23 protein-coding genes and 4 pseudogenes are annotated in these 25,332 nt (G+C 34.5%); 21 read left to right on the top strand and 6 right to left on the bottom strand.

Features of this window, described 5'->3' with window-relative positions; all coding sequences use genetic code 11:
* Window positions 1–62: 62 nt before the first annotated feature.
* Window positions 63–692 (top strand): annotated as a pseudogene (locus MKZ18_RS14750) (IS4 family transposase); the annotation flags it as partial.
* A 274-nt stretch (window positions 693–966) separates the two neighbouring features.
* Here the strand turns inward: MKZ18_RS14750 and MKZ18_RS14745 are convergent.
* Window positions 967–1,854: a LysR family transcriptional regulator gene (locus MKZ18_RS14745; RefSeq protein ID WP_061786509.1), complete on the bottom strand. Its 888-nt coding sequence runs from the start codon at window positions 1,852–1,854 to the stop codon at window positions 967–969.
* Between the two features lie 158 nt (window positions 1,855–2,012).
* Here MKZ18_RS14745 and MKZ18_RS14740 point away from each other — a divergent pair, with 158 nt between their 5' ends.
* From MKZ18_RS14740 to MKZ18_RS14730, 3 genes and pseudogenes are all read left to right on the top strand, one after another.
* The gene (locus MKZ18_RS14740; RefSeq protein ID WP_340842399.1) at window positions 2,013–2,471 is read left to right on the top strand and encodes a threonine synthase; all 459 of its coding nucleotides are present in this window, start codon (window positions 2,013–2,015) and stop codon (window positions 2,469–2,471) included.
* Window positions 2,472–2,512: 41 nt separating this feature from the next.
* Window positions 2,513–3,633, top strand: a protein-coding gene (locus MKZ18_RS14735; protein ID WP_139325296.1) for an IS3 family transposase whose coding sequence is annotated in 2 segments (ribosomal slippage) — window positions 2,513–2,762 and window positions 2,762–3,633 — 1,122 coding nt in all. Because the reading frame shifts where the segments join, the coding sequence is not laid out codon by codon here.
* Window positions 3,634–3,650: 17 nt separating this feature from the next.
* A pseudogene (locus tag MKZ18_RS14730) lies at window positions 3,651–4,493 on the top strand (pyridoxal-phosphate dependent enzyme); the annotation flags it as partial.
* Window positions 4,494–4,692: 199 nt separating this feature from the next.
* On the opposite strand, the pseudogene MKZ18_RS14725 reads toward MKZ18_RS14730, so the two are convergent.
* From MKZ18_RS14725 to MKZ18_RS14715, 3 genes and pseudogenes are all read right to left on the bottom strand, one after another.
* Window positions 4,693–5,469, bottom strand: a pseudogene (locus tag MKZ18_RS14725) (GNAT family N-acetyltransferase); the annotation flags it as partial.
* 577 nt (window positions 5,470–6,046) lie between these two features.
* A complete protein-coding gene (gene istB / locus MKZ18_RS14720) occupies window positions 6,047–6,811 on the bottom strand; it encodes an IS21-like element helper ATPase IstB (RefSeq protein WP_025909801.1) in 765 nt (254 codons plus the stop codon).
* A 2-nt stretch (window positions 6,812–6,813) separates the two neighbouring features.
* Complete coding sequence (locus MKZ18_RS14715) at window positions 6,814–7,233, bottom strand: hypothetical protein (RefSeq protein WP_340842402.1); 420 nt, start codon at window positions 7,231–7,233, stop codon at window positions 6,814–6,816.
* Between the two features lie 172 nt (window positions 7,234–7,405).
* On the opposite strand from MKZ18_RS14715, the gene MKZ18_RS14710 reads away from it, so the two are divergent.
* Window positions 7,406–8,526 (top strand): IS3 family transposase gene (locus tag MKZ18_RS14710; RefSeq protein WP_197473406.1). Its coding sequence is split into 2 segments (ribosomal slippage): window positions 7,406–7,655 and window positions 7,655–8,526, totalling 1,122 coding nucleotides; the frame shifts between segments, so codons are not numbered across the junction.
* Here the strand turns inward: MKZ18_RS14710 and istA (MKZ18_RS14705) are convergent.
* A complete protein-coding gene (gene istA, locus MKZ18_RS14705; protein ID WP_340842406.1) occupies window positions 8,523–9,599 on the bottom strand; it encodes an IS21 family transposase in 1,077 nt (358 codons plus the stop codon). The genes MKZ18_RS14710 and istA (MKZ18_RS14705) overlap by 4 nt on opposite strands.
* A gap of 579 nt (window positions 9,600–10,178) precedes the next feature.
* Here istA (MKZ18_RS14705) and MKZ18_RS14700 point away from each other — a divergent pair.
* The 16 genes and pseudogenes from MKZ18_RS14700 to MKZ18_RS14625 all read left to right on the top strand — a co-directional run.
* Complete coding sequence (locus MKZ18_RS14700) at window positions 10,179–10,688, top strand: hypothetical protein (protein WP_341344568.1); 510 nt, start codon at window positions 10,179–10,181, stop codon at window positions 10,686–10,688.
* Between the two features lie 310 nt (window positions 10,689–10,998).
* On the top strand, window positions 10,999–11,883 hold the full coding sequence (locus tag MKZ18_RS14695) for a S8 family peptidase (RefSeq protein WP_061786513.1): 885 nt from the start codon (window positions 10,999–11,001) through the stop codon (window positions 11,881–11,883).
* Window positions 11,884–11,900: 17 nt separating this feature from the next.
* A complete protein-coding gene (locus MKZ18_RS14690) occupies window positions 11,901–12,764 on the top strand; it encodes a hypothetical protein (RefSeq protein WP_061786514.1) in 864 nt (287 codons plus the stop codon).
* A gap of 19 nt (window positions 12,765–12,783) precedes the next feature.
* Window positions 12,784–13,299 (top strand): hypothetical protein, encoded by a 516-nt coding sequence (locus tag MKZ18_RS14685; protein ID WP_061786515.1) that lies wholly within the window; start codon window positions 12,784–12,786, stop codon window positions 13,297–13,299.
* Window positions 13,300–13,649: 350 nt separating this feature from the next.
* Window positions 13,650–14,800 (top strand): IS3 family transposase gene (locus MKZ18_RS14680; RefSeq protein WP_144594449.1). Its coding sequence is split into 2 segments (ribosomal slippage): window positions 13,650–13,923 and window positions 13,923–14,800, totalling 1,152 coding nucleotides; the frame shifts between segments, so codons are not numbered across the junction.
* Between the two features lie 323 nt (window positions 14,801–15,123).
* The gene (istA, locus tag MKZ18_RS14675; RefSeq protein ID WP_251385950.1) at window positions 15,124–16,386 is read left to right on the top strand and encodes an IS21 family transposase; all 1,263 of its coding nucleotides are present in this window, start codon (window positions 15,124–15,126) and stop codon (window positions 16,384–16,386) included.
* Window positions 16,383–17,147 carry an IS21-like element helper ATPase IstB gene (gene istB / locus MKZ18_RS14670; protein ID WP_000980839.1) on the top strand — a complete coding sequence of 255 codons (765 nt, stop codon included), beginning with the start codon at window positions 16,383–16,385 and terminating at the stop codon, window positions 17,145–17,147. The genes istA (MKZ18_RS14675) and istB (MKZ18_RS14670) overlap by 4 nt, the downstream gene beginning before the upstream one ends.
* 420 nt (window positions 17,148–17,567) lie before the next feature.
* Complete coding sequence (locus tag MKZ18_RS14665; RefSeq protein ID WP_025909209.1) at window positions 17,568–17,990, top strand: helix-turn-helix domain-containing protein; 423 nt, start codon at window positions 17,568–17,570, stop codon at window positions 17,988–17,990.
* Window positions 17,991–18,148: 158 nt separating this feature from the next.
* Window positions 18,149–18,655, top strand: a complete 507-nt coding sequence (locus tag MKZ18_RS14660) for a DinB family protein (protein WP_061786059.1) — start codon at window positions 18,149–18,151, stop codon at window positions 18,653–18,655.
* A 694-nt stretch (window positions 18,656–19,349) separates the two neighbouring features.
* The gene (locus MKZ18_RS14655) at window positions 19,350–19,634 is read left to right on the top strand and encodes a hypothetical protein (RefSeq protein WP_061786048.1); all 285 of its coding nucleotides are present in this window, start codon (window positions 19,350–19,352) and stop codon (window positions 19,632–19,634) included.
* Between the two features lie 245 nt (window positions 19,635–19,879).
* The gene (locus tag MKZ18_RS14650; protein WP_156413527.1) at window positions 19,880–20,053 is read left to right on the top strand and encodes a hypothetical protein; all 174 of its coding nucleotides are present in this window, start codon (window positions 19,880–19,882) and stop codon (window positions 20,051–20,053) included.
* Window positions 20,054–20,397: 344 nt separating this feature from the next.
* Window positions 20,398–20,757, top strand: coding sequence for a hypothetical protein (locus tag MKZ18_RS14645; RefSeq protein ID WP_076512706.1), 360 nt, complete (start codon window positions 20,398–20,400; stop codon window positions 20,755–20,757).
* Between the two features lie 253 nt (window positions 20,758–21,010).
* Window positions 21,011–21,523 (top strand): DUF3231 family protein, encoded by a 513-nt coding sequence (locus MKZ18_RS14640; RefSeq protein WP_144594286.1) that lies wholly within the window; start codon window positions 21,011–21,013, stop codon window positions 21,521–21,523.
* Window positions 21,524–22,528: 1,005 nt separating this feature from the next.
* Window positions 22,529–23,866: an APC family permease gene (locus MKZ18_RS14635; RefSeq protein ID WP_340842413.1), complete on the top strand. Its 1,338-nt coding sequence runs from the start codon at window positions 22,529–22,531 to the stop codon at window positions 23,864–23,866.
* A gap of 144 nt (window positions 23,867–24,010) precedes the next feature.
* Complete coding sequence (locus MKZ18_RS14630) at window positions 24,011–24,436, top strand: MarR family winged helix-turn-helix transcriptional regulator (protein WP_061786060.1); 426 nt, start codon at window positions 24,011–24,013, stop codon at window positions 24,434–24,436.
* A 28-nt stretch (window positions 24,437–24,464) separates the two neighbouring features.
* Window positions 24,465–24,575 (top strand): annotated as a pseudogene (locus tag MKZ18_RS14625) (GNAT family N-acetyltransferase); the annotation flags it as partial.
* Window positions 24,576–24,659: 84 nt separating this feature from the next.
* Here MKZ18_RS14625 and MKZ18_RS14620 read toward each other — a convergent pair.
* Window positions 24,660–25,181 carry a cupin domain-containing protein gene (locus tag MKZ18_RS14620; RefSeq protein WP_061786054.1) on the bottom strand — a complete coding sequence of 174 codons (522 nt, stop codon included), beginning with the start codon at window positions 25,179–25,181 and terminating at the stop codon, window positions 24,660–24,662.
* Window positions 25,182–25,332 lie beyond the last annotated feature (151 nt).

Below are 25,332 nucleotides of genomic sequence, written 5' to 3'. Positions count from 1 at the left end.
GTCCTTTATAATGGATAAGTCAGGTGGTAACCCGTCCAAATCCACTAAAAAAGGACCAACTCATGGACAAGATTACACGAAAAACTTCATTTGGACAATGGTTTTCACCAATAAATCTTCAACTTTTTGAAGAAACCGTGAAAACGTTGAAAGTAGATTACTATACGAAAAAACTAAAAACAGACTCATTTCTAAAATTACTCCTTTTTGCACAGCTACAAGAAGTCGAAAGTTTGCATGAGCTAAGCGATTGTCTTTTCGACGACCAACTACAAAAAGGCATTGATCTTGATTCAATCAGTATTTCTCAGCTCTCACGCCGATTAAACGGTATAAATCCAGATTTATTTCAACGGCTTTTCCTTGATTTAGTCGCACAAATTCATGCAAAAACACATTATACAAAGCTTATTATGCCGTTAAAAATCATTGATTCAAGCACATTGCCACTTAATTTGACCAATCATAAATGGGCAAAGTTCCGCAAAACAAAAGCGGGTGTCAAGTTGCATTTGAGACTTGTGTTTATGGAAAAAGGGAGTTCCTATCCTGAAAAGGCTGTTTTAACAACGGCAAAAGAACATGATCGTGGTCAGCTTGAAATCATGGTTGATGATAAAGAATGCATGTATGTGTTTGACCGTGGCTACCTAGATTACGAGCGCTTTGACCGAATGACAGATGATGGTTACAAAAGAACAAATGCAGATATAGCTGCCAAAATCGAAGGAGTCATTCTAACAGTTATGCTCCATCTCATACGCCTAAATAGCCAAGTTAGCAATATTACAATTACACCTGGTATTAACGCAATAAGTAAGGGACCACCAATCATCATCATCTATCTACCTTTCAAAATACCTTTTTATACCATTTTAACTTAAGTCTTCTTTTGAAAATTTCTATATATGATATACACCCTTAGATACCATAATGTAATTTATCGGCCACTAAACATTTAGTCTTCTAATTCATGTCATTTTTTAAAGAATCAATAAAGTTGAATGCAATTTTGGAAAGTTCATCTTTTTCTCTTGTACATAACGAAATAGGATTTTTCAAATTAACTTCTTCTACATGTACAATTGCTACTTGCTCTTGAGCTAAATGCTCATTGACTTCAAGCGAAGAAACAAAAGTAACTCCATATCCTGCAATCACCGTTCTGATTGTTTCATTCAACCCATTAATTTGTAATCCAATAATTGGCTTACTGACATTATGGATCTTACAGAGAGAAAATAATTTTTCCCTTGAAGAACTGCCTTCTTCACGAAATACAAAAGGTTCTCTTACAATTTCAGATAATGCAACTTTTTTTCCAGCATATTTATGATTTTTATGTACGATAAACAACATTTGATCTTCAAATAGTTCATTACTCGTAATTAATGAATGAAATTCCCTTTTACCGCCTATCAAAGCGATTTCAGCTTGGTAATTAATCAAATAATCAATTGCTTTACTAGAATTAGTAGTTATTAATTCTACCTCTACTTCAGGGTATTGCTGTTTGTACAGTCCAATCCATTTAGGCAGTAAAAAGTTTGCAGGAAGGTATGTTGCTACAATACGCAGCTTTCCAGCTGTACCATCCCTGTATTGCTTAATAGAAGATTCAATCTCACGTTCAAGAGAAAATAATCTTTTAGCATGCTTAGCAAGTTGTTCACCAGCAGGGGTTAAAAAAATCCCTCTCCCTTTAGGAGATACTAAAGTTAAATCAATTTCTTGCTCTAATTTTTTTATTTGAGCTGTTACTGCCGGTTGACTTATATTCAATTCCTCAGCAGCACGGGTTACACTTCTTTTTTCGGCTACAGTGTAAAATAATCTTAAAGCATGAAGATTCATATTTCGCTCCTCTAATCATAAATAAAAGTTATTAATACTAAATAAATATATATTAGATTTATAAAACCTCTTCCTTTATTCTAAAACTATAAAATGTAGTACTCAAGAATATTTCTTAATAAAGAGGTGAGAAGGGAATAGAGACTTCCCTTATAAAAATGAAATTAGTATGCATTGAATGTGGTAAATCAATTTCTTATGATAATTTTAGTTATTACTGTGAATGTGGTGGATTGTTTGATATTGTTCAGGACTTTCACAACCACGATGCAGAGCGATTAAAACGCTTATTTAATGAGCGTCTCTCAGAACGTATGACTCCTTATGCTAGTGGCGTATGGAGATATAAAGAATTAATCTTTCCTGAGTTACCTGAAGAATTTATTGTGACAAAATATGAAGGAAATACAGGGTTATATACACATCAACTAATTCAAGATTATATTGGTATGAGAAAAATCTACTTAAAAGCACAGAGCGAAAATCCCAGTGGTTCATTTAAAGATAATGGAATGACCGTAGCTGTTTCTCATGGAAAATCCCTAGGTTATAAAAAATTCACTTGTACTTCAACCGGAAATATGGATAGGCTACACTTAGTTGGACAGAATTTTTAAGGTCAAGTAGACTACAGATAATACATTTGAGGAGAATCTACATGGCCAAAAGAGAACGCCGAACATTTACTGAAGATTTCAAGCAACAGATGGTGCAGCTATACCAAAATGGAAAACCAAGAAAAGAGATTATTCGTGAATATGACCTAACTCCTTCCTCTTTAGATAAGTGGGTGGGCCAGAGTCAAAGGTCAGGTTCTTTTAAGGAGAAAGATAATTTAACAGATGAACAAAAGGAATTGATAGAACTCCGAAAAAGAAATAAGCAACTAGAAATGGAAAATGACATTTTAAAGCAAGCCGCGCTGATACTAGGACGAAAGTAAATGTAATTAAGAATAACCAACACAAATACTCGATATCAGCAATGTGCAAAGTCCTACAAATCCCTAGAAGCGTCTATTATTATGAAGCAAAAGAAAGAAGAGCAGAGGATCCCGTTGTCTCTGATGTGGTCGAAATTTTTCACGCAAGCCGTCAAAATTATGGAACACGAAAAATCAAAGTTGAATTGAAAAAGCGTGGTCTTATCGTGTCTAGACGAAGAATTGGACGCATCATGCAGGAGCAGGGCCTTGTTTCTTCATATACAATCGCCCAATTTAAACCACATGCAAAATCGTGTAATGAATCAGAACAGAAGAATGAGCTGAATCGTGAGTTCGCCCAGGAACAAGAAATGACCGCAATCGTAAGCGATTTAACATACGTAAGAGTGAATCAAAAATGGAACTACGTATGTGTCTTTGTTGATCTCTTTAATCGAGAAATTGTGGGTTTTAGCACAGGACCAAACAAAGGTGCATTACTCGTTTATCGTGCATTAGCTTCTATCAAAGTCGATCTTAATAAGATACAGCTTTTTCATACGGATCGTGGAAATGAATTTAAAAATAAACTGATTGATGATGCTTTAAAGACATTTAATATCCAGCGATCCTTAAGTATGAAGGGCTGCCCATATGATAATGCAGTAGCCGAAGCGACTTTTAAAATTATCAAAACAGAGTTTGTGAAAGGAAGACATTTTAATAGTTTAGCAGAATTAACGAGGGAATTTCAGGACTATGTTCACTGGTTTAATAACATCCGAATTCATGGAACCCTTGGATATGCAAGCCCAATTGATTACAAGCATAGACACCTTAAGAAAATTGTCTAGTTTAGTGTTGACATACCAATACCTCTTCATCCTTAGCTATGTATGCTTCCATAGGAAATTCAGATTCTTACATTTTTGTCCCTAATAAGGATATATCGATGAACAAGGTACTACAAACGATCGCATATGGTGCTCATGTATTTAGTATTCCTGGAACGTATGATGATGGAATTGAATTTTTAGAGAAATATAGTGAAGATTTAGGTTTATATGTTTGTAATTCAATTAATCCTTTTAGAATAGGAGGTCAAAAAAGCATTATTTATGAGATTGCTCAATACCTAAATTGGAATTTACCGGATTGGATTGTTGTACCTGGGGGAGCTTTAAGTAACGCAACTGCATTAGGTAAAGGACTACATGATTTATTTACACTTGGATTAATAGATAAACTTCCGAGGATTGCAATTATACAGGCAGAAGGGGCGAGTCCATTTCACCAAATGATAGATCAGAAAATGAAAGAACTTATACCTGATGGGTCTCCATACACCAGAGCTTCTGCATTGAATATTGGAAATCCACCAAGCTGGAAGAAGGCAAAACATGCTCTAAAAGAAACAAATGGAATTACAGCTTCAGTATCGGACACTGAAATTCTTAATGCAAAAGCTATTATAGATAGAAGTGGGATTGGATGTGAGTCAGCCTCTGCAGCTACAGTTGCCGGATTGAGAAAGTTAGTAGATCAGCAGAAGATTGATAAGGATGAGACCGCATTATGCATTCTAACAGGAAATATTTTAAAAGATACAGATGCTTTAAAGGAATATCATTCTGAAGATAATATGGTTGCAACTTTTAAAAATACACTACAAGCAACTTCCTTAGATTACAAAACTATTCAAAACTATATATAAATCCTTGTAATGGTTCAGAAACCTCCTGTTACTTTATTATCAGGAGGTTTCTCTTTTTATACTGTATACCATATATAATCTTAGTTAACATAAAACGTATTCGTGGAAGTAGCTTACATCAGTGTTTTATTTTTTCAATGAGCGTTTTCCCACCTTAATTGTCTTACGCTTGTTATTCTTTACATAAAATGGATATAAATTATAAGATTTTCTCCATTTCATATTGTTCAACATGTACGTTAAGGCCTATTCTTTTTAGAAATTGTATAGATTTTATATCCCGTTTATCGACGTTATTAATGGAGATGACTGAATGGCGCTTCCAAATCCAATGAAACAAAGAATGACCAAGACCTTGGTTTCTTCTTTCTTTAAGAATACCAAATTGGAGAACGTTTCCCTGTTTTGAATTAATTACAGCATATCCATAAACGGCATCTTGTTTTCCTATCGTGATAACATCATATAAATGTGGATTGCGTAATATAGCTTGAACAGATTGTTCCCAAGAGGGGGCAAAATTCCAAAAAGAATGTGCCATAGTCCAATCAAATTTATTTGGACTAACAGTGTTTATACATACCTTCTTATGGATAGCCATGGGTTTAAAGTCGATACTACCTTTAAAACAAACAAGTTCTCGCTTTATTTCAAACCCTAAATTGCTATAAGCTTTAATAGCTTTTTCATTCGTTTGGATAACTTCTAATAAGCATTTTTGAACATTATGTTGTTTAAGTATAGGGATAGCGTGGTTGTAAATTTGTGCTACAAGACGCTCACCTCTATGTTTTGGAATGACTCCTGTACCAATATCAAAAGCTGTTTTCTTATCATTGTGTTCTTCAATTCCATGCATAATAAAAGCTACCTGTTCATCTTGACTAAACGCACCAAATGATAAGTTGTATTGAATCCCTGCACCTGTAAATCTTTCAGCTAAATAATCTGGAGATACTTTAAACGGAACTACATAATCAGAGAAGGCTTCATTAAAGCACGTTGTGAATTCTTATAAATTTATGTTCTCAAGACTTTTAATAATCAATTTAATCACCTCTTAATATTTTCAACCAATCCTATTACTTTTGTAGTATAAGCGTACTATACTTGTATCTTTATCATATACACAAGAATTTTACAACATCACTCTTTCGGTACACCTGCCAAAAGAGAACCCTTATTGAGAAAAAGATTCTGATAAATTCCTTGTTTCTGTTTTGTGCAGCTTTTTATAAATCTTGGATACATCAGGGTTTGATCTTATAGAAGTAACAGCTTTAAAAAGTAGGGAAAATTACCGTATTTCTAATGAACATTGTTCAGCATATCAGGAAAAACAAAAATCAACTTTAAGATTTAACATAGCCACGGATTAAGAAGTCTATGACAGCTATATGAACATCTACGGTTTTGTTATAAAATAGCTAACTATATGTTTATTCTAGAGTGTATTAATCTTTAATGTTGATAAATTGGTATAAATCTAAGGGAATTCTTTTCAGGTAGAATTCCCCTGTGACCGTCAAGTAGAATGAAACAATTTTTGCTCGTTATTTTGAAACACTTTGTTCCCCAAATATGGTAGAACGATGCTTCATACGATAACTATCTTCATTTAAATGAATGATTTCTACTCGGTGAAGAATCCTATCTAGAATTGCTGTTGTTATAGCTTGATCACCCAATAATTCTCCCCATTCTTTTGGTGCCTTATTAGAGGTCAAGATAATGGAAGACTGATTATACAAGTCATTAATTAAATGAAAGAACATATTAGCTTCTTGTTGATCCATTGCCATAAACATTAAGTCATCTATTATGACTAAATCAGCCTCTCTAATTCTTTTCATTCTTGCTTTTGACTTTCGTGTGATTTCTTCTGTTTTCAGGTTATGAATTAAATCTCCCATTGATGTGAATATCGCTTTATACCCTTGGTTAATAGCCTCTATTCCTAGGCCTACGGCCAGGTGAGTTTTACCTACACCTGGTGGCCCTAATAAAATCAAATTGTACAGCTGTTCTATCCAAGTTAAATCTTTTAATCTATTTAGTTGTTTGTTGCTTAAAGACTTTTGTTCTTTTAAATTAAACTCCTCAAGTGTTTTGCTGAAAGGAAAAGTTGCCCACTTTAATCGGTTGTTTAGTTGCTTTTCTTCTCTTCGAGTTTGCTCATAAGAAGTGACATCTAACAGGAATTGAGTAAATGAAAGGTCTTTTTGCTCAGCTTCTCTGATCAAATGGGGGAGATGCTTGGCAGTTTCAACGAGTCTTAACCCTTTCATTATGTCTTGTAATTGTTGGATTTGGCTCATCGCTATTCAACCTCCATTAAAACCGTGTAAGTATCTACTTTTCTTTTGTATGCTTCTGTTTCTAAAACCCATTCTGATAGCCTGTTCAAAGTCTTAACTTCTTTCTTTTTATCAATAACTGTTTCATGTACCTGGCGCTGACGTTTCACATATGCAATGATATCGCCAAAATCAGTTGCACTGTATAATTTCCTTTTTAAACACTCTGCTAACGCTTTAGTCAGTACTTCGTTATCGATACCTTTTGTTTCGCGCAAGATGATTTGCAACTGGTCTTTAATGTAACGAGGATTTTTTTCCCTAACCTTCTCTAAATATTTAAAGGCTAGTTCTTTATCTTCAAATCTCTCAGCCACTGTATTAATGAATGCTCCAACACCTTTTGTACAATCCCTACTATGTTTTTTATCTTTTATTAACATCCCTTTCCCTTCGGGAATTGAATGTTTTGCAATAATTTCGCCAGTATCAGGTATATAAATAACTAATTCTTTAGTCTCCGTTTCCTTGATATGGATCGGCTATACTTAGTTAGACAGAAATTTTAAGGTCAAGTAGAATTAACTATACTAATCAGTTATGAGGAGAATCTACATGACAAAAAAAGTACGTCGAACGTTTACCGAAGAATTTAAGCAACAGATCGTGCAGCTATATCAGAATGGAAAGCCTCGTAAAGACATCATTCGAGAATATGAGTTAACACCATCTTCGCTTGATAAGTGGATTAATCAAAGTAAGTCCTCTGGTTCCTTCAAAGAAAAGGATAACCTCAGCCCCGAACAGAAAGAGCTGCAGGAACTTAGGAAACGTAATAAGCAATTAGAGATGGAGAATGATATTTTAAAGCAAGCCGCGCTGATACTAGGACGAAAGTAAATGTGATTAAGAACAACCAGCATAAATACTCGATATCAGCAATGTGTAAGGTCCTACAACTCCCTAGAAGTACGTATTATTATGAAGCAAAAGAACGAAAGAATGAAGATGATATAACTTCAGACATCATAGAAATTTTCCATCAAAGCCGCCAAAATTATGGTGCGAGAAAGATAAAGCATGAGCTAAAGAAAAGAGGGAAATTGGTTTCTCGTCGTCGAATCGGCAGAATTATGAACGAACAAGGACTTGTTTCAGCTTATACTGTAGCTCAATTTAAACCCCATAAGGATAAACCAAATGAAAGTGATCAAGCGAATGAGTTAAATCGTGAATTTACACAAGAGGAAGAATTGACTGTCGTGGTCAGCGACCTAACTTATGTAAGAGTCAACAGAAAATGGTATTACATATGTGTATTTGTTGATCTCTTTAATCGGGAGATCGTTGGATTTAGTACAGGTGAGAACAAAGATGCTTTACTAGTTTATCGAGCTCTATCGTCAATAAAAGGTAATTTACATACGGTTCAAATGTTCCATACTGACCGAGGAAGAGAATATAAGAACCAAGTCATTGATGAGGCCCTAGAAACGTTTAACATCAAGCGATCTCTAAGTTTGAAAGGCTGTCCGTATGATAATGCAGTAGCAGAAGCAACATTCAAAATCATCAAAACAGAGTTCGTAAAGAAACGTCATTTTGATAGCTTAGAAGAGTTACAAAGAGAGTTTACAGATTATGTGCACTGGTTTAATCATCTACGCATCCACGGTACTTTAGATTATTTAAGTCCAGTGGAATACAAATTTACGCACCTTAAGAAAACTGTCTAGTTTAGTGTTGACAATCCAATACATACTTTTTCATATTTGTTATAAGTTCCAAGTGGAAGAGAGTACCGATTAGATTGGTAACGAATAGTATTGTCCTTATGAACACATCTTGCTATACTTATCTCATAGTTATTTTGAATATCTATATTTTGGGAGACTGGTTTTAAGTGTTGCTTTTCCAGGAGGAACACTTCGAATGGTCTCTTTTTTGTTGTATTGTGTATTTTATAGTTACCCGTTCTGTTCAGCCATTCCCATCCTTGCTCATTCCAAGAGTCGATGTTATGAAACACTCTATGTTTGGCATAGTTTTGTTTGATAAATCCAACTACATTTTCTATTCTTCCCTTACTCTCAGGGTCAGCTTTTCTACAAACCCGAAGGTTTATTCCTCTGGATTCTCTATACTGCTGAAATTCTTTAGTTAAAATTAGATCTCCACCATTTTCGCTAACAACAATTAAACTATCTTGGTCATAAACGATCTCATTGGTCATTCCTCCATACCATTTAAACGCGTTCTCATGGGCTTGTATAACATCCCGTGTTGTAAATGGTCTATCCAACCACTCTTTATACTTTTGTCTAGAATGTGATAAGACAAAAGCTATAAAGTTGAGTTTGGCTTCCTTATTATCAACAGTTTTTTGTCTCGTATGACCAAAATCTACTTGCATTTGTTCTCCCATTGGGGGATCAGGAATTGCCTCATACATTCGAGGAGATGTTTCCTTATTTATTTTGTATTCTTCTCTTAATGCTTTTACATATGTTCTTACTGTACTTTCTCCAACAGTTAGATCTTTATATTTCTCTAAAAGCCAATCATAAACTTGTGCTGCTGACATATCCGGATGCATTCTCAACCAAGATAAAATCAGTTCTTTATATGGATCTAATTTTTTCTTTTTATACTGAAGAGAATCAACCCATTCCGCCATCTCCGAAGGAGATCTCTTTAAGTGCCTGTAAACAGTTGTTCGAGAAACCCCTAACTTTTCAGCTATCTTTGTCTGACTAAATCCTTGCTTTAATAATTGCTTTATCTCCATGTACATTTCCCACTTATCCACCTTCGCTAACCTCCACTGCAAGTATGAACTATGATCATTTTACAGTGATAGGTTGATATTTTTTGCTGGTATATTTGGGTAAATAAGCGTTTCATCTTATCAAGCAAAAACTGTACACTTTATTCTAGCAGTCACATCCCCCCCTTAAGCCATATTTAATCTCCTGCGATGTGAATTAACGATACTTTTGAGTGAGATATTTTAGAGATAAATTCTTGATAATTATTTTGCTCATGGCTCGGTACATTGCTTTGATATTGGTTTAAATCTGATATTAACTATCTTAGCTTACCACCTGAAAATATTTGCACCAGAACCTTATTTTTTATGTTCTCTTCTATAACTCTGTTTAAAAAAATAGATAATTCAGTAAACAATACTTTTTTGTCATTCATCTTCAATTCAAGTAACAAATCATAAAAATAGTATATTTTATCCATAATAACCAAAATTTTTATTGTTTTGAAGATATTCATACATTATAATAGTCTATAGTCTATGTTTTTAGTTAATATTTAGCATTTATATATATTTAAGGAAAATATTTATTTTGAACAACATCAGAACAAGGAGAGAAATATGAAGAAAAAAACAACTATAATTTCGATTTTAGTCTTATCGGTCATTGTAGTAGTAGAAACTTTTGCCCTAGTAAATATTCAACAAAACAATAATAATGCAATTGCTACTCTAGATGATGAGATTATTACTCAAAAACAACTCACTAATCAGTTAGATTCCAAAGAGAAAAAGAGGTTAGCTGATAAGCTTATAAATGACAAGATAATAGATTTAGAGATAGATACACTGAATCTAAAATCACCTTCCGAGGAAGAAATGTTAAAACAACTTCCCTACATACAGTTATTTGATAGTAGTAAGAAAACTTTAGCAGACGAACAAACTAAAGAATTTGTAAAAGAATATATACATGTTAAAGAATTAGCTAAAAAGTATACTTTAAATGATGAAAAGTTCAAGAAGTTTATAGAAGATGAACGAAACTTCAATGGGGACTATTTAATAAAAATTCAAGAAATTAGTGGCAATCATCAGCAATTATCTAAAATTGAAGATTCCTTAAAGTAAGCTAAAGATATTAATTCAATTATTAAAAATAACTCTCTAGATATTAAAGAAAAAAATATATTTTCTTTAACCAATGAATACAACCAAGATTTTTCTCAAAGTAAGGTTGGAGATTACCTTCATGTAATGGATGAACATCATGGATCTGGACACAAAATTATAATAATCACAAACATTAACAAATCCGATGAAACAATATTTAATTTAAAAGAGAATAAAGAAGAGATTTTAAATGTTTATATGAGTAAAAACTATTTTCAAGAAAGGCTAGACGTCCTAAATGTTCTCAAAATGAAGCATAAAATTAAATATGCCATTAAAGAATAGATTAGAAGTTAAGTTAATACTGGTAATATTAATGCTTATTATTAGTTCAACTTTATCTTATAGTCATAATGATACTACTAAAAACCTAGATTTAAGTGCTAAATATTATGAAAACCTAAAAACATGGCCTAATAAATTTCTTAATCTAAACAAAAATTCTAGTACTGGAAAAGGAATAAAAGTTGCAATTTTAGACACCGAGGTTAAGTTTAAAACTGTGAATAATTTGAAGAGAATACATTATTTTTTATCAAACGACAATGCTAATAGTTTTATTGAAGCATCTACCCATGCTGATCAAATTGTAAGCATTATTAACTCCATTGCTCCAGATGCTGAAATCTATTTGGTAGTTGTTTCAAACAAAGACGGGAAAATAAAAGAAAATGATTTAAAGAATGCTCTAGATTGGCTCACTAAAGAAAAAGTAGACATTATAAACATGAGTTTTGGCTTTAATTCAGCAATGTCTAAAACTATTGAGCCGCGTTTAGAAAAACTTTATAAAAATAATACCGTAATAGTAGCTGCGTCCGGCAATGAAGGAATATCAAGAGTAAATTACCCAGCTTCTTCTCAATATGTAATTAGTGTTGGAGCTAACGATTACTCAGGTCAGAAATGGATAAATTCTAATTATGGCACAGAACTAGATTTTAGTATGCCCGGTGTGCAGATAATAGATAAATATAGGCAGATTTATGTTGATGGCACATCATTTAGTACTGCATTCATGAGTGGTATGATCGCAAAACTAAAGGAAAAGCACCACAATACCAGTAATAAAGATATATATGCAAAGCTTATTCAAATGACCCCTACTCATAAGTGGAATCCATTGAATGGATATGGAACACCTACTTTTTAATTAAGAGGAGATAACATATGAAATTATTAAAAACTATTACAATTCTATTTTTAGCTCTAATGTCAGTTACATCTACAAGAGCATTTGCTGAAGAAGCCACACAGGAAAATCAAAATGTAACAGTTCAAAGTATTAAGCATCTTGTTATAACTTTACCAGAAAACTCTGATAGTTCTTTAATTGACATGTATGAGAATGGTGGCTGGGAGTATAACCCTACTACTAATCAGTTACAAAAGCCGGTTACTTATGAAGGACTAGAAATTGAAGTTGATAATAAAGTTTATAATACTGATGAAAATGGTGTAGTATCGCTTTCTACAGAAAAAAATGCAGGTGAAGAGGTAACAATCGAATCAGAACAATTAAGTGCTAGCGAAAAAGACGTAAAAGAATCCAATCAAAAGCTAAGTACTACTGCTGATGTTAGTGATGAAACTGTTGTCGTTGAAGAATATATTAACTTAAATCATTTACTTAATAGTATGGGTGATGGACAAACTGATGAAGTGACTGATGAAGAAGCTCACGATGCAACTCTTACTCAAGATGAGCAAGTTGGAGAGCTTAAAGCTGCAGCTCCCTATTTAGATAATAAACAATTACCTTCTCGTGGACGCGCTATTCATTGTAATAGGTTCAATGGTTATTTAGGCGATGGTAGGTATTACTCAAACGAAGCTAGCCCTAGCGCAATTAGAAACTTCTTCCAAAGTGATTGTGATGTATCACTTGCACGCTCAACAAAATGTTATGCTGATTATGGGTCTAACCCCTATTGTGCAGCGAAACCTTCTACTAAAAATGGACACTGTGGTGTCATCGTAGGGCATGCAAGAGGCTACCACAAGCATACAGGTTGGTTTAGTCCATCAAAATAATATATAGGAGTATATAAAATTGAACAAATTAAAAAATAAAAAAAAGTTTTGGGTATTAATTGTTATAGTAATAGCTATTGTTTGTATTATGGGATTTAAATTTTACGAATACCAAACAAAAACTACTGACCTATCTGGAGAAAATATAGATACAATCTATCTATTAGACGATATGAAGAGCTATGAAACAAATCATCGTTTTTCTATTAGCAAAGATGTTAGCCACCCAGGTTACAAGGTATATGCTATTGATAATAACGAAAATAAACGCATTACTGTAAAGAATGAGAACAAAGAAAATACCATCTACAGAATAGAAGCATTTGATTCTAGTTCTAAAACGTCGAAAAATGTATCAATCGGCACTTCCGAAAAAGATTTAATTTCAGCATATGGTAAAAGTTATATCGAACGTTCAAGTGACCAAACAGACAAAATAATTGAGTATGTCGATAGAGATAAAAATATCTTACTTTCATTTTTTATTTATAAAAATAAAGTAGATGGAATTAACTTAGAAGTTAAAGATTTTTAAATGACCTATAAACATGTATAAGCCCAAGGTTGCTTTTTACAGCTAATATTTGTTATGAGGTAGAAATATTAGTACATAAATAATAACATGTTTTTCTATAATGACTATGTTTTTTTAAAAAAAGCATATGTATAAATAGCAGACTTTTTATACATACATTCTCCTCTCAACTGGCAAACGGGAAAAATCAGTCATATCAAGGATGTATAAAAAGCTGCATAAATCAGAAAACACTCCTTATCCGGAACTCTTGCCTGGGACTGACCCCATAAAGTGAGACAAATAAAAAACACCTTTAAGTTGAAAACTGGGTATGTAGTACCTAACAATCACTTGGAGGTGTTTTTTCTATGGGAACAAGAGTCAGTTATCCAGTCGAAATAAAGTTAAAAGCGATTGAAATGAGGTTAGCCGGTGTACCTGTAAAAGAAGTCTTATCACAACTAAACATTCGGAATCCTACCCAATTAAAAACATGGATGAAGTGGTATCAAAATGGGGATGTACACCGGTTGGAACAGCCAGTAGGCAAGCAATATGCCTATGGAAAAGGTCCTGATTTTGAAAACGAGACAGCTAAGTTAAAGACTGAGAACCGACAATTAAAGCAACAAATCGAGATTTTAAAAAAGTACAAGGAATTGGAAAGGAAGTGGTACCAGAAATCGCAGTGAACCTAGTGGAAGAGTTAAAAGAACAAATCCCTATTTATCAAATCTGTTTCCATCTTGGTATTCCTCGGTCCACTTACTACCGTTGGAAGCAGCATAGTCAACAGGATACACGAAAGAAATGGATGGAACAGCAAGTGGGTGAACAATGTCGTGCACACAAGTTTCGATATGGCTATCGGAAGATCACAGCTGTACTCAAGCGAACCATGAAGATTAACCACAAGTTTGTGCAGCGTACCATGCAGAAATACGGTTGGCAATGTCGCGTTAAACGGAAGAAACGGCAGCGAACAGGGCAACCTTATCAGGTTGCAGAGAATATATTAAATCGTGACTTTCGAGCTGAACGCCCTCTTCAAAAGCTTGTGACCGATATTACGTACTTGCCTTTTGGGCCGAAACCATTGTATCTTTCAAGTATTCAAGATTTATTTAACGGAGAAATTATTGCGTATTCCATTGGTGATTGTCAAAATGTCGCGTTTGTTTTAGACACGCTTAACCAACTCCCTTCTCTACCGGAAGGGTGCACGTTGCATAGTGATCAAGGCTCTGTGTACACATCGTATGCTTATCAACAAACAATTAAAGAGAAAGGCATTATCATGAGTATGTCCCGAAAAGGGACGCCTGCAGATAATGCCTCAATTGAATCGTTTCATTCCTCACTAAAGTCTGAAACGTTCTACCTTGACGAGTTGACATACACTACGACTACCATCATAGAGCAAACCGTCAAAAGCTATATTACGTATTATAACCATGCCCGTATTCAAACAAAATTAAACAACCAGTCTCCTGTACAATACAGAAAACGGGTTGTTTAAAAGGTGTTTTGATTCCTGTCTCAAAAACAGGGGTCAGTCCCCCTACCAAGGGTTCTTTTTTGGGTTGTGTTCCGGAAAGAGTGTTTATGTAAACTAGCATTGTATACAGTATTCATATATTTTTGTTGCTTAGAGAGTCCATTTTTAATTTATGAATAAAGAAACAAAACCAAAAATAAGCGCAATTGCTAAAGAAGATGCCAGCATCCACCAGGCAAACTGTAATCAACGATTGTAAAATACCCAATAACAACGGTTTTAAATTCCCCAAAAATAACAGATAATCGTTTCGAAACAAACATCAAAGATGGAGTGAAGAAACGGTGCTGAAGATTGGGGAGTTTTTTATGATTAGAGAGTTATTTCAGAAAGGGTGGACGAAAACAGCCATTGCAGAAGCAACAGGCTTCGATCGTAAAACGATCAGCAAATATCTAAAAAGCAATCAGTTGCCGGAACGTAAGGCAAGCGAGCAGCAGAAAGAGAGTAAGCTCGAACCCTATAAGTCCTACATCCTTCAACGAGTCAAAGAAGGAACAACCAACTGTGTCGTACTGTTAGAGGAAATTCAAACGATGGGTTACGAGGGGAAGATGACAATTTTAAGAGACTTTGTTCGTCCTCTTCGTCAACAGCCAAAGAAACAGGCAACCTTACGGTTTGAAACACCACCAGGGAAACAAGCCCAAGTGGATTGGGCGTACGTGGGAAAATACTTAGTGAATGGCAATCTGCAAGACATTTATGCATTTGTGATGATATTAGGTTATTCCCGAATGAAGTACGTAGAGTTTACAACCAACATGAATCTCGAAACCCTCATGAAGTGTCATATGAATGCTTTTTCTTACTTTAATGGGGTACCAGAACAAATTCTCTATGATAATATGAAAACCGTTGTAATCAAGCATAGTCCTGTAGAGATTCGTTTCAATCGCAAGTTTGAGGATTTCTTAGCCTACTATGGGATTGTGCCAAAAGCCTGTCGTCCTAAACGTCCGCAAACAAAGGGGAAAGTAGAAAGAACCATTAAGTATTTGAAAGATAACTTCTTTCAGCGAAAACACGAACCAACTTTACATGCATTAAATGAAGCCGTACGTACATGGTTGGATCAGATAGCTAACAAGAAAACCAATCAGACTACTAATGAGTCACCATTTCAACGATTTGAGCAGGAACAGAAGTTCCTGCAGATATGGGGAGTGAAGCCTCTGTTTCCCACTTCACATTGGGAAACCAGAGAAGTCAGTCGGGACTGTGTGGTGTCGTACCGCGGAAAAAGGTATTCAGTTCCTTACCGTTACGCTGGACAAATGGTTAAGATTAAAGAAACACTCGATCATCATTTAGAGATTTACGATGAACGTGAATGTATCGCAAAGCATCCGGTTCTTACAGGAAAAGCAACTACTCATATCCGAATGGAACACTATGATGGGCTACATACAAAAGAAAAAGGGCAGAAAGCGAAGAACGTTGAAGATTTGGCGACCGACGGTCTTCACTCTCATACCCCATCTCCAAATGTGGAAAAACGCCCTCTCGCTGCTTACGCAGCACTGGAAGAAGGTGAGTCTGTATGATGAACGAACTCTTATTGGAGCGTTTAAAGAAGCTCGGCTGGCATCATACAGCCAACCAACTTGATAGTTTACTAGAAGACGCTTCTAAGGATAATGTATCATATTCTGAGTTTCTTCACACTATCGTTTTGCATGAAACGGAGCAACAAGATTCTGATCAACTAGAAAAGCGAATGAAACGGGCAAAGCTGCCTTACACCAAAACGATTCATGATTTTGACTTTACATTTCAACCAAGTCTGAGCGAGAAAAGGGTCAAGGAAACCTTAACATGTCGCTTTATTGCCAATGGGGAAAATCGCATATTACTGGGTCCTCCGGGTGTAGGAAAAACTCATTTAGCCGTCTCCTTTGCGATTGAAGCGATTACCCAAGGATATACAGCCCTATTTTTGTCGGCCGACGACTTAGTGGCTCAGTGCCGCAAGGCCAATGATAAAGGGACACTCCAGCGACTCGTAAATCGTTGGAGTCGTCCAGACGTGTTAATTGTAGATGAAGTAGGTTATTTTCCTTTTGATGAACTAACCGCCAATGTTTTCTTCCAGGTTGTTTCAAAGCGATACGAACAAGGAGCAATGATTTTAACATCTAATAAATCGTACCTTGAATGGGGAAAAGTTTTTGGTGACGATGTATTGGCAACGGCTATCTTGGATCGCCTCTTACATCATGCGATTACATTTAACATCAAGGGTGACTCCTACCGTTTGCGAGAAAAGAAAAAAGCAGGAATTTATCCTGCCCAAACAACGATTTAGCCGTTCATAATGGGGAATTTCATTTCGTTGAAATTGGGGAAATTTGAATCGTTGTTGACACAAACAAACTTATAGGGTTTTTTAAATTCATTGCTTCTTGCCAAGATACTTTAAAAGATCGTTCATTTAGTTTGTAGCGTTTGATTTGAACGTACTGAAAAATGTTGAGGAATATAGAAAATATAAATAATATAAGTACGAGAGTTAGTATTTGGTTGTTCATTCTTTTCACCATCCAATATATATTAGCTTTCATATATATTACGGATCTAATTGTAAAAAGTTTCTTTTTATAGTATTTTTTAGTTTTTTATGTTCCTGGAATCTGGATTATGTTAACCAATGGTTTACAGCCTACTACTAAGCGTTTGTGGAAGTTTTTACATATTTGTTATAAAGTGGGCGTAAGAGGTGGTTAAGTTGAACTTAGGAGAACAATTGCAAAGACTAAGGGAAGAAAAAAATCTTTCTAGGGAAGAATTGGCCCAAGAAATGAATGTATCTAGGCAAGCTGTATATAAGTGGGAAAATAATAAAGGGTATCCCGATATTGAAAATCTTATTAAGCTAAGTGATTTATATAATGTGACGTTAGATGAACTAATTAAAGGTGATCATTCTTTTCAGAAAAAAATAGTAATAGATCAAAAAAAGAATAAAATTGAGGATTTATCAGACCCTGGTTTTATGATTGGAATCATTCTTGTATTTGTAGGATTATTTTTAGATTTAGGTGCATTTTCAGCTGGTGTTACAATACTAGGATTCTTAACGATGTTTTTTTATGATGATTTAAAGAAAACGTTTTGGACTATAAAAAAGGATTTTAAAGAAGAAAGGTAAGTAAAACAGGCTTTAAGAGAACTTGAAGCCTGTTTTTGTGCCTAGAAAATCCATTATGATAACTAGGTTCATATATCATATTTATGACCAAGCATCATGAGATGATAAAATGTAATTACAAGGAATTTAATTACATAAAGGGGGAGATATAGTTGTTAATGGATTTACACTTGGATAATGAAATGGAACCTTCAGTTGCTCTTTTATACGCTACTGTTTCAGATACATATGAAAGGTTAAAACTTCTTGTAAAGGATGTAAATCAGGAAGAATTACTCTACAAAGGTACTGAAAACAAGATGAACAGTATTGGACAATTATTGAGGCATTTAGCTGTTGTAGACTTGCATTGGGTCTACCGACTTAAGAATCAACAAATACCCTCTAGTCTTCAAAAAGAATACGGTCCTTTAGTTGATTCAGCAGGTCAAATACCTTTTATAAAAGATACAACTATTATTGATTTAATAGATAGCTATGATAAGGTTCAAACAATGTTTCGTTTAGAATGCACGAAGTTATCTGAAGAGGATTTAAATAATGTAGTCTCATATGAGAATGGAAAAACAGCTACAATTCGTTGGGGGATCTGGCATATAGCTGATCACAGTCGTTATCATCAAGCACATATTGGTTTATTGAAGAAATTATATAAAGAAGAATAAAGTTGGAGATAGAGATTCTAAACAAAGCAAGAAATATCATTATTATTTTTTGCTTTGTTTATTGTTTAGTACCGAGAACACGTTTTATGTTAATGAGTCTGTTAAAGGTAAATGTTAATATTTTTTGTAGTCACTACATTGTTTTTAACAAAATCTATTTCCTGCGAAAATCTGTTGGTAAGAGGGACTTAACTAGTTAGTCACTTATTGATATAAAAGTTAAAGTTGAAACTCATCTAAATAATTTTTTAGAGAGCCCTAATTAATAGGTTATCGTTAAACGATGCGTAATTAATAAATAAGTAACTTTATGTGACCACATTTTGACCACAAGCATCCACGAATCAATTAATAATTTGCGAAATATGATTTCTAGAAAACTTTGATAAGGTGAAACTTATTTCATACACCAGTTCTCTTATAGCAATGCGATCAATAAAAAAGTCAATATTAATTGTTAGGAAACAGCTTGGCATAATGTATCGAGGCGTCTTTTTATGGAGCTATCTTTCCATTTTGATAGTAAAAACTGTAGAAATAAAAAATCTTTTTTATTACAATAAGTAATAATTTACCTTTTATGGTATTATATAAAAGTGTGTTTGTATAGCTATCAGATACGACTGTAAAATAGGATAACTAGACCGTTTAATTTATATTTTCAACATAAATAAAATATAATGGAGGCATTATTATGTGGTTAATATTAGGGCTTATTGCCATAGTAGCAACTATTATAAATCTGTATATGTATAAAACAGGAAAAGATTATAAACTTGCGATGGCGATGGGATTATCATTCACGGCACTGACACTCTGTGCAGAACATAGCCTTGTATCTGATTGGGTGAAAGGGGAAGATTGGTCAGCTTTAATGGATGTTGTTCCTACTATGGAAAAGGCAGTATGGTTTTTAACAATTGTTTCTATTTTACTAAATATAGCACCTATACTGCTAGAACTAAAAGGTAAAAAATAAAAAGTTATGGATGCTAGATCTGCTCATAAGAGTAGGTTTTTACTTGTTTTGTAATAACTATAAAGTAATAGTGAGAAAATTTCATAAATATTTTAAAAAAAGAGAGCCGTGTAACCTATTATAGCTAAAGCTAACATCACAGCTTGTATTCCAATACCAAGAGTACTAAATATTCCTCCTGTAAAGGCAAATCCTTTGCCTTTTTCAAGATTTCTCTTAATCTCTTTATTATCTAATAGGTAAATATGATCTATATTCTCATTTTTAAAGCTATATTTATTATCTGCGTACTTGGTACTGTAGCGGATATTATAGCGACATATGCAGCAAAATTTGCGATTGATGAGGTAATTGAAGAACAGGCGTCTGAACAACAAGAAAATGTTGAACAAGAAATAAGATTGAGAGAGTTAGACTGACAGGTCGCATCTTTACAAAAAAAGCTTGAAGAATTACAACTATAACGCTCGAGCTGTTCGAAATATGTATTAATGAGATAAAGGATTAAAAAATCAATTCTCCCCTAACTGACCAGAGGGCACTAATCATTATGTAGCGATTAGTGTCTTTTTTGATGTTAAAAATCAAAATTTAGGAGATGAAATGAAAAGTGAAATAAATTGAATCATGTGCTAAATGAAAAATATAAAAGATCAACGAAGCAGCATTCTAGAAGTAAAGAGTATGGCGTCTAGTCCTTCATTCACCGAACATGAAAAGAGTACATAAAAATAAGTAACTATGTAAAATGAAGAGGTGTTTTATGTATTATTATCCATATTATGATCCATATTTTCAGCAGCGAATGAATCGTCAACCACAGTCGCCGTCAGTTGATACTTCTATTTTCAGTCATTCTGTCAGTTCCCTTCAAAAAATTACTCTTGAAGCAAATGCTTTATTGAAAAAAATAGCTGAACCGAAGTTTTCTCAGACCTTGATGACAGCAGCTCAGGCTGGAAATCACATACAGGTCGACAACCTGATTAAATCGATAGGGATAAGTACATCTGTAACAGCCAAGTACAATCCAGATGGTCTGTTGTTAATTATGCCTGCTCAGTCTCAAGGAGAAGGATGTTGTACGTTAACTATGTTTCTTAGGTGGGGAGAGTTTCGATGAAGGAAGGCTGTCTCCCAGACTTAATGGGATGGGAGACAGTATAATACGTACCATAGATATTTTTCACGTTTACTTAATAAAGGGCTTGACTATCTCTGTGTGCATCTAGATACGTTGAATAGCTTGTCTAAACAAATAGATTATATACATTTTTTATTAAATTGAATGATTGTTTAGGTAATGGTTATATTAATGCTTGTGCGCAAGATGGAAGGTAGCACACCGTTATAAATATGTTAAGGAGGATGAAAAAATAGGTATTTTAAGTGGAAATCCAACAGATGAGCCAATGCACTACGGTGAGGTATTTGGAACTTGGTCTTTTGTTTCAACATCAAAAGCTTTAGTGTCTGGATATCAAACATTTTTAAATCACGTAGGTGACAAAGACCTACATAAATTAGTTCAACAATCAATTGAACAATGTCAAGAAGAGATAAAAGCGATAGAAAAATTATTAAAAGAAAACGGAATAGGTTTACCTCCAACACCTCCAGAACGTCCTGAAGCTTGCTTAGATGATATTCCAGTAGGTGCTCGAGTTCAAGATCCAGAAGTTGCGGCTTCTGTTTCGCGCGATATTGCAGCAGGTTTAGTTGCTTGTAGCCAATTGATTGGACAGTGTGTACGTGAGGATATCGCAGCAATGTTCAGCCAGTTCCACATGGAAAAAGTAGCGCTAGGCGGTAAATTTTTAAAGCTTAGTAAAGAAAAAGGATGGTTAATTCCTCCACCTCTTCATAAGTCTAAAAATACGGACTGTTAATAAATGTTTTTGCAGATTATTACAAATCCGACTCCTTGTGTATTCAATTAATAAACAGAGGGGGTTGGATTTTTCCAATCCTCTATAAAGAGTATGAATTAATAATACCAAGCTTATGTTTATGTCTAAGTTATAAAGAATTGAACCTTAATGATGATAAAAAAGATGAAGTCTATTGCACAGGTAACAAAAGTAAATTATGAGTAAACTGTTTCTAAGTACAAATACACTCGTAAGAATGCATTTTGACTAAGAGCTAAGAACATTTCTTAATACAGTTACAGTAAGTTTTTTTATAAAAAAATATTTTGTTAATAACGGACACTTATAGCAGCCCTTACTTATTGTATGTGTAATTTAAATCTCAGGTAATATTAAAAGGATCTTTTACTTTTGCGTAGCGGGCTCACCAAAATGTGTCTTGTAGTTCCATAATAACAGTACCATTTTTGGATAAACAATTATAAATAATATCGATTCTTTGCTTTTCCTCAAACTCTAAAACTAAAGAAATAGTACTTCCAAATTCTAAATTTTGCTCAGGGAAAGAATCAGAAACCATGAAAATAGTTCATCTTTTTTAAACTTAGCGTGCATAATCCGATTCTGAGCTTCTGGAGGAGTTGGGAAATTTACTTCTCCAAACGTTTGAATTTCTTGAACTTGACCTTCAAAAACTTCCTTTGCATTTCCATTAAAAGATAAATAAGGTGTAATTTGTTTCTTTATTTCAAGCTCTCCTTTAAGTTGAAGTGTCAGACAATCCAATTATAGTGGTAATAATTCTTCATCGTAAAATTGAGCGTTCAAAGCTTTTAATAAAAAGAAGTAAAGATGTACATGTACTTTTTTATTTAGCTTATTTATATAAATATTTTAAAAACCAAAATTGCATCTTAGCAAAAGAATATGCTAAAATTTGACGAGTGTACTTGCCAGAAGTACATTCTTTTTTTGTATATAAACAGCTAGTATTCATCATTAGAGAAAAAGGAGTGGATTCCTTTGCCGCAGCAAGACTTAAAAAAGGAAATTGGATTCTTAGCTGCTCTTACGACAGTTATTGGAACCGTTATTGGAGCGGGTGTGTTTTTTAAACCAACCGCGGTTTATGGAGCGACTGGCTCCGCTAGCCTTGGACTCTTAGCCTGGTTAATTGGTGGGCTTTTAACGATATGTGCGGGTCTTACAGCTGCTGAATTATCAGCTGCTATTCCTGAGACAGGAGGGATGATGGCTTATTTAAAGAGAACGTATGGGAATCTTGTTGCGTTTTTGCTTGGGTGGGCACAGACGGTTATTTACTTTCCGGCTAATATTGCTGCGCTTGCTATTATCTTTGGAACGCAAACAATTAGTTTATTTGGACTAACGGCAAACGATAATCAATTCCTCATTGTTATAATTGCCATTGCAACTGCGCTGTTTTTGACCTTAATGAATTTTTTAGGAGCCAAAGCAGCTGGTGCTATTCAAACGATTGCAACTGTTTGTAAGCTCATCCCATTAGTACTCATTATTATCTTTGGTTTATTACATAGTGGAGACGTGCCATTTCAGCTGTTTCCAGTAGAAGCAGGACCAGATAAAGATTTCTTAACAGCGTTAGGATCAGGATTACTGGCAACCATGTTTGCTTATGACGGCTGGATTTTAGTTGGAAACATTGCAGGGGAAATGAAGAACCCGAAAAAAGATCTTCCGAGAGCTATTATCCTTGGCTTATCCGTTGTAATGGCCGTATATCTTCTTATTAACGTTGCGTTTCTTATGGTAATGTCGGCAGCGTCTTTAGCAGGTACAGATACGCCAGCATCAGATGCTGCAGGCCTGATTTTTGGCGCTTTTGGTGGGAAGTTTGTAAATATTGGTATTTTAATTTCTGTATTTGGCTCGATCAATGGCTACATTATGACGGGAATGCGCATTCCGTATGCGATGGCGACAGAGAACAAGCTTCCATTTAGCAAGTGGTTTGGGCGTCTTTCAAAGAAAAGTAAAGTACCGTACAACTCGGGCATTTTTATTTTGTTTATCGCCATCATTATGATGACGATTGGTGGATTTAACACGCTAACGGACATGCTTGTGTTTGTTATTTGGATCTTTTACACGATGACTTTTGCGGCTGTGCTTATTTTACGTAAGCGTGAACCCGATCTTCCAAGACCTTATCGTGTGCCACTTTATCCGGTACTACCACTTATTTCGCTACTAGGTGGGCTGTTTATTGTGATTAATACGCTCTTTACACAAACAACTCTTGCTTTGTGGGGGTTAGGTATTACGGCTCTTGGTTTACCCATTTACTTTGCGATGAGAAAGAATCATATTAATAATTAGAAAAGAAGTCTTTTAGGGCTTCTTTTTTTTATTGGTTTTTTTGTTGTATATGCAACAAAAATGAGATGCATTATATATAAATATTTTGTTGTGAATACAACAAAATGGAGGTGTGTCAATGTGGAGATTTTACGCGAAATTGGGATGATTGCAAGAGCGCTTGATTCTATCAGTAATATTGAGTTTAAAGAGTATGATCTTACCAAGGGCCAATATTTGTATCTTGTTCGGATTTGTGAAAATCCGGGAATTATTCAAGAAAAGCTAGCGGAAATGATAAAGGTTGATCGAACAACGGCAGCTCGCGCTATAAAAAAATTAGAGATAAATGAATTTATTGAAAAAAAAGAAGATGTCCATAACAAAAAGATAAAAAAGCTTTTTCCAACTGAAAAAGGCAAGATTGTCTTTCCTATTATTAAAAGAGAAAATGAGTACTCAAATGAAATGGCTTTAAACGGATTTTCAAATCAAGAAATGGAAGTGATGGTGGACTTACTTCAACGAGTAAGAAGAAATGTTGAGAAGGACTGGGAGTTTGTTAAAAAAGGAAATAAGAGAATGTATTGAGAAAGTTGAGAGGAAAGGTAGGAGTAACATGAACATAAAAATTAAGCCGTGCAATTATGAACAATTAGATCAGCTCCAAACTATTAGCTATGAAACGTTTGATGAGACGTTTCGACATCAAAACTCTCCTGAAAACATGAACGATTAAAAGTTATGAACTCTCAATCGTTCAGGTATAGTAGAGGCTGAACTACTTATGTCTCAGTCTCTTTTAACTAAACATTTATTCCGACTCTGCTTCCATTGCATCTTGTTTCGTTTGATGAACAGTTCCGAACGGATGATTTGGCGGGGCATAAATAGAATAGAGCTTTAGAGGTGTGTCTCCTGTATTCGTTAAGTTATGCCATGTTCCTGCAGGTACGATAATGGCAAAATCATCTGAAACGTCGGTTTGAAACGTTAAGTTATCTTTTCGACTGCCCATTTTGACAGACCCTTGCCCTTGTTCAACGCGTAAAAACTGGTCTACGTCTGGATGCATTTCTAAACCAATATCTTCTCCTGGTGCAAGGCTCATTAGCGTTACTTGAAAATGCTTTCCGGTCCATAAAGCCGTGCGAAACGTTTCATTTTGCTTAGTCGCTTCGTTGATGTTTACAACAAGTGGATTTGGACCGTAATCTCTGATTTCTCTCGTTTGATGGTTTCGGCTGCTTGCTGCAGGTGCAGGGTAATAAGGTGGATGAAACTGCTGATACATTTGATGATACCACTGATGGTAATAAGGTGAATTTGGATACATTATTTTTCCTCCTCTAACTAGGTGTTTTCCCTGTTCATCATATGCAGATAATGCCAGAAAGGGAGGAGGTGTGCTGAAAATGGGCGCTAAAAAGTTTGTGTTTCAACTCATTTTTGTAGAGTATATGGAATTCTTTCAGTAGTTAGCAATT

The organism is Priestia sp. FSL W8-0001 (genome assembly GCF_038050335.1).
In the GTDB taxonomy this organism is placed as follows: Bacteria; Bacillota; Bacilli; order Bacillales; family Bacillaceae_H; genus Priestia; species Priestia flexa.
The sequence above is the reverse complement of the archived record's forward strand: the minus strand, read 5'-3'. Positions and strand labels throughout refer to the sequence as shown.

Excerpts from the sequence above, each read along its gene's own strand:
- MKZ18_RS14745 (WP_061786509.1), bottom strand. The coding sequence starts at position 1,854 with ATGAATCTTCATGCTTTAAGATTATTTTACACTGTAGCCGAAAAAAGA.
- MKZ18_RS14740 (WP_340842399.1), top strand. The coding sequence starts at position 2,013 with ATGAAATTAGTATGCATTGAATGTGGTAAATCAATTTCTTATGATAAT.
- istB (WP_025909801.1), bottom strand. The coding sequence starts at position 6,811 with ATGAGCCAAATCCAACAATTACAAGACATAATGAAAGGGTTAAGACTC.
- MKZ18_RS14715 (WP_340842402.1), bottom strand. The coding sequence starts at position 7,233 with ATGTTAATAAAAGATAAAAAACATAGTAGGGATTGTACAAAAGGTGTT.
- MKZ18_RS14700 (WP_341344568.1), top strand. The coding sequence starts at position 10,179 with ATGAAGAAAAAAACAACTATAATTTCGATTTTAGTCTTATCGGTCATT.
- MKZ18_RS14695 (WP_061786513.1), top strand. The coding sequence starts at position 10,999 with ATGCCATTAAAGAATAGATTAGAAGTTAAGTTAATACTGGTAATATTA.
- MKZ18_RS14690 (WP_061786514.1), top strand. The coding sequence starts at position 11,901 with ATGAAATTATTAAAAACTATTACAATTCTATTTTTAGCTCTAATGTCA.
- istB (WP_000980839.1), top strand. The coding sequence starts at position 16,383 with ATGATGAACGAACTCTTATTGGAGCGTTTAAAGAAGCTCGGCTGGCAT.
- MKZ18_RS14660 (WP_061786059.1), top strand. The coding sequence starts at position 18,149 with ATGGATTTACACTTGGATAATGAAATGGAACCTTCAGTTGCTCTTTTA.
- MKZ18_RS14655 (WP_061786048.1), top strand. The coding sequence starts at position 19,350 with ATGTGGTTAATATTAGGGCTTATTGCCATAGTAGCAACTATTATAAAT.
- MKZ18_RS14650 (WP_156413527.1), top strand. The coding sequence starts at position 19,880 with ATGATCTATATTCTCATTTTTAAAGCTATATTTATTATCTGCGTACTT.
- MKZ18_RS14645 (WP_076512706.1), top strand. The coding sequence starts at position 20,398 with ATGTATTATTATCCATATTATGATCCATATTTTCAGCAGCGAATGAAT.
- MKZ18_RS14630 (WP_061786060.1), top strand. The coding sequence starts at position 24,011 with ATGATTGCAAGAGCGCTTGATTCTATCAGTAATATTGAGTTTAAAGAG.
- MKZ18_RS14620 (WP_061786054.1), bottom strand. The coding sequence starts at position 25,181 with ATGTATCCAAATTCACCTTATTACCATCAGTGGTATCATCAAATGTAT.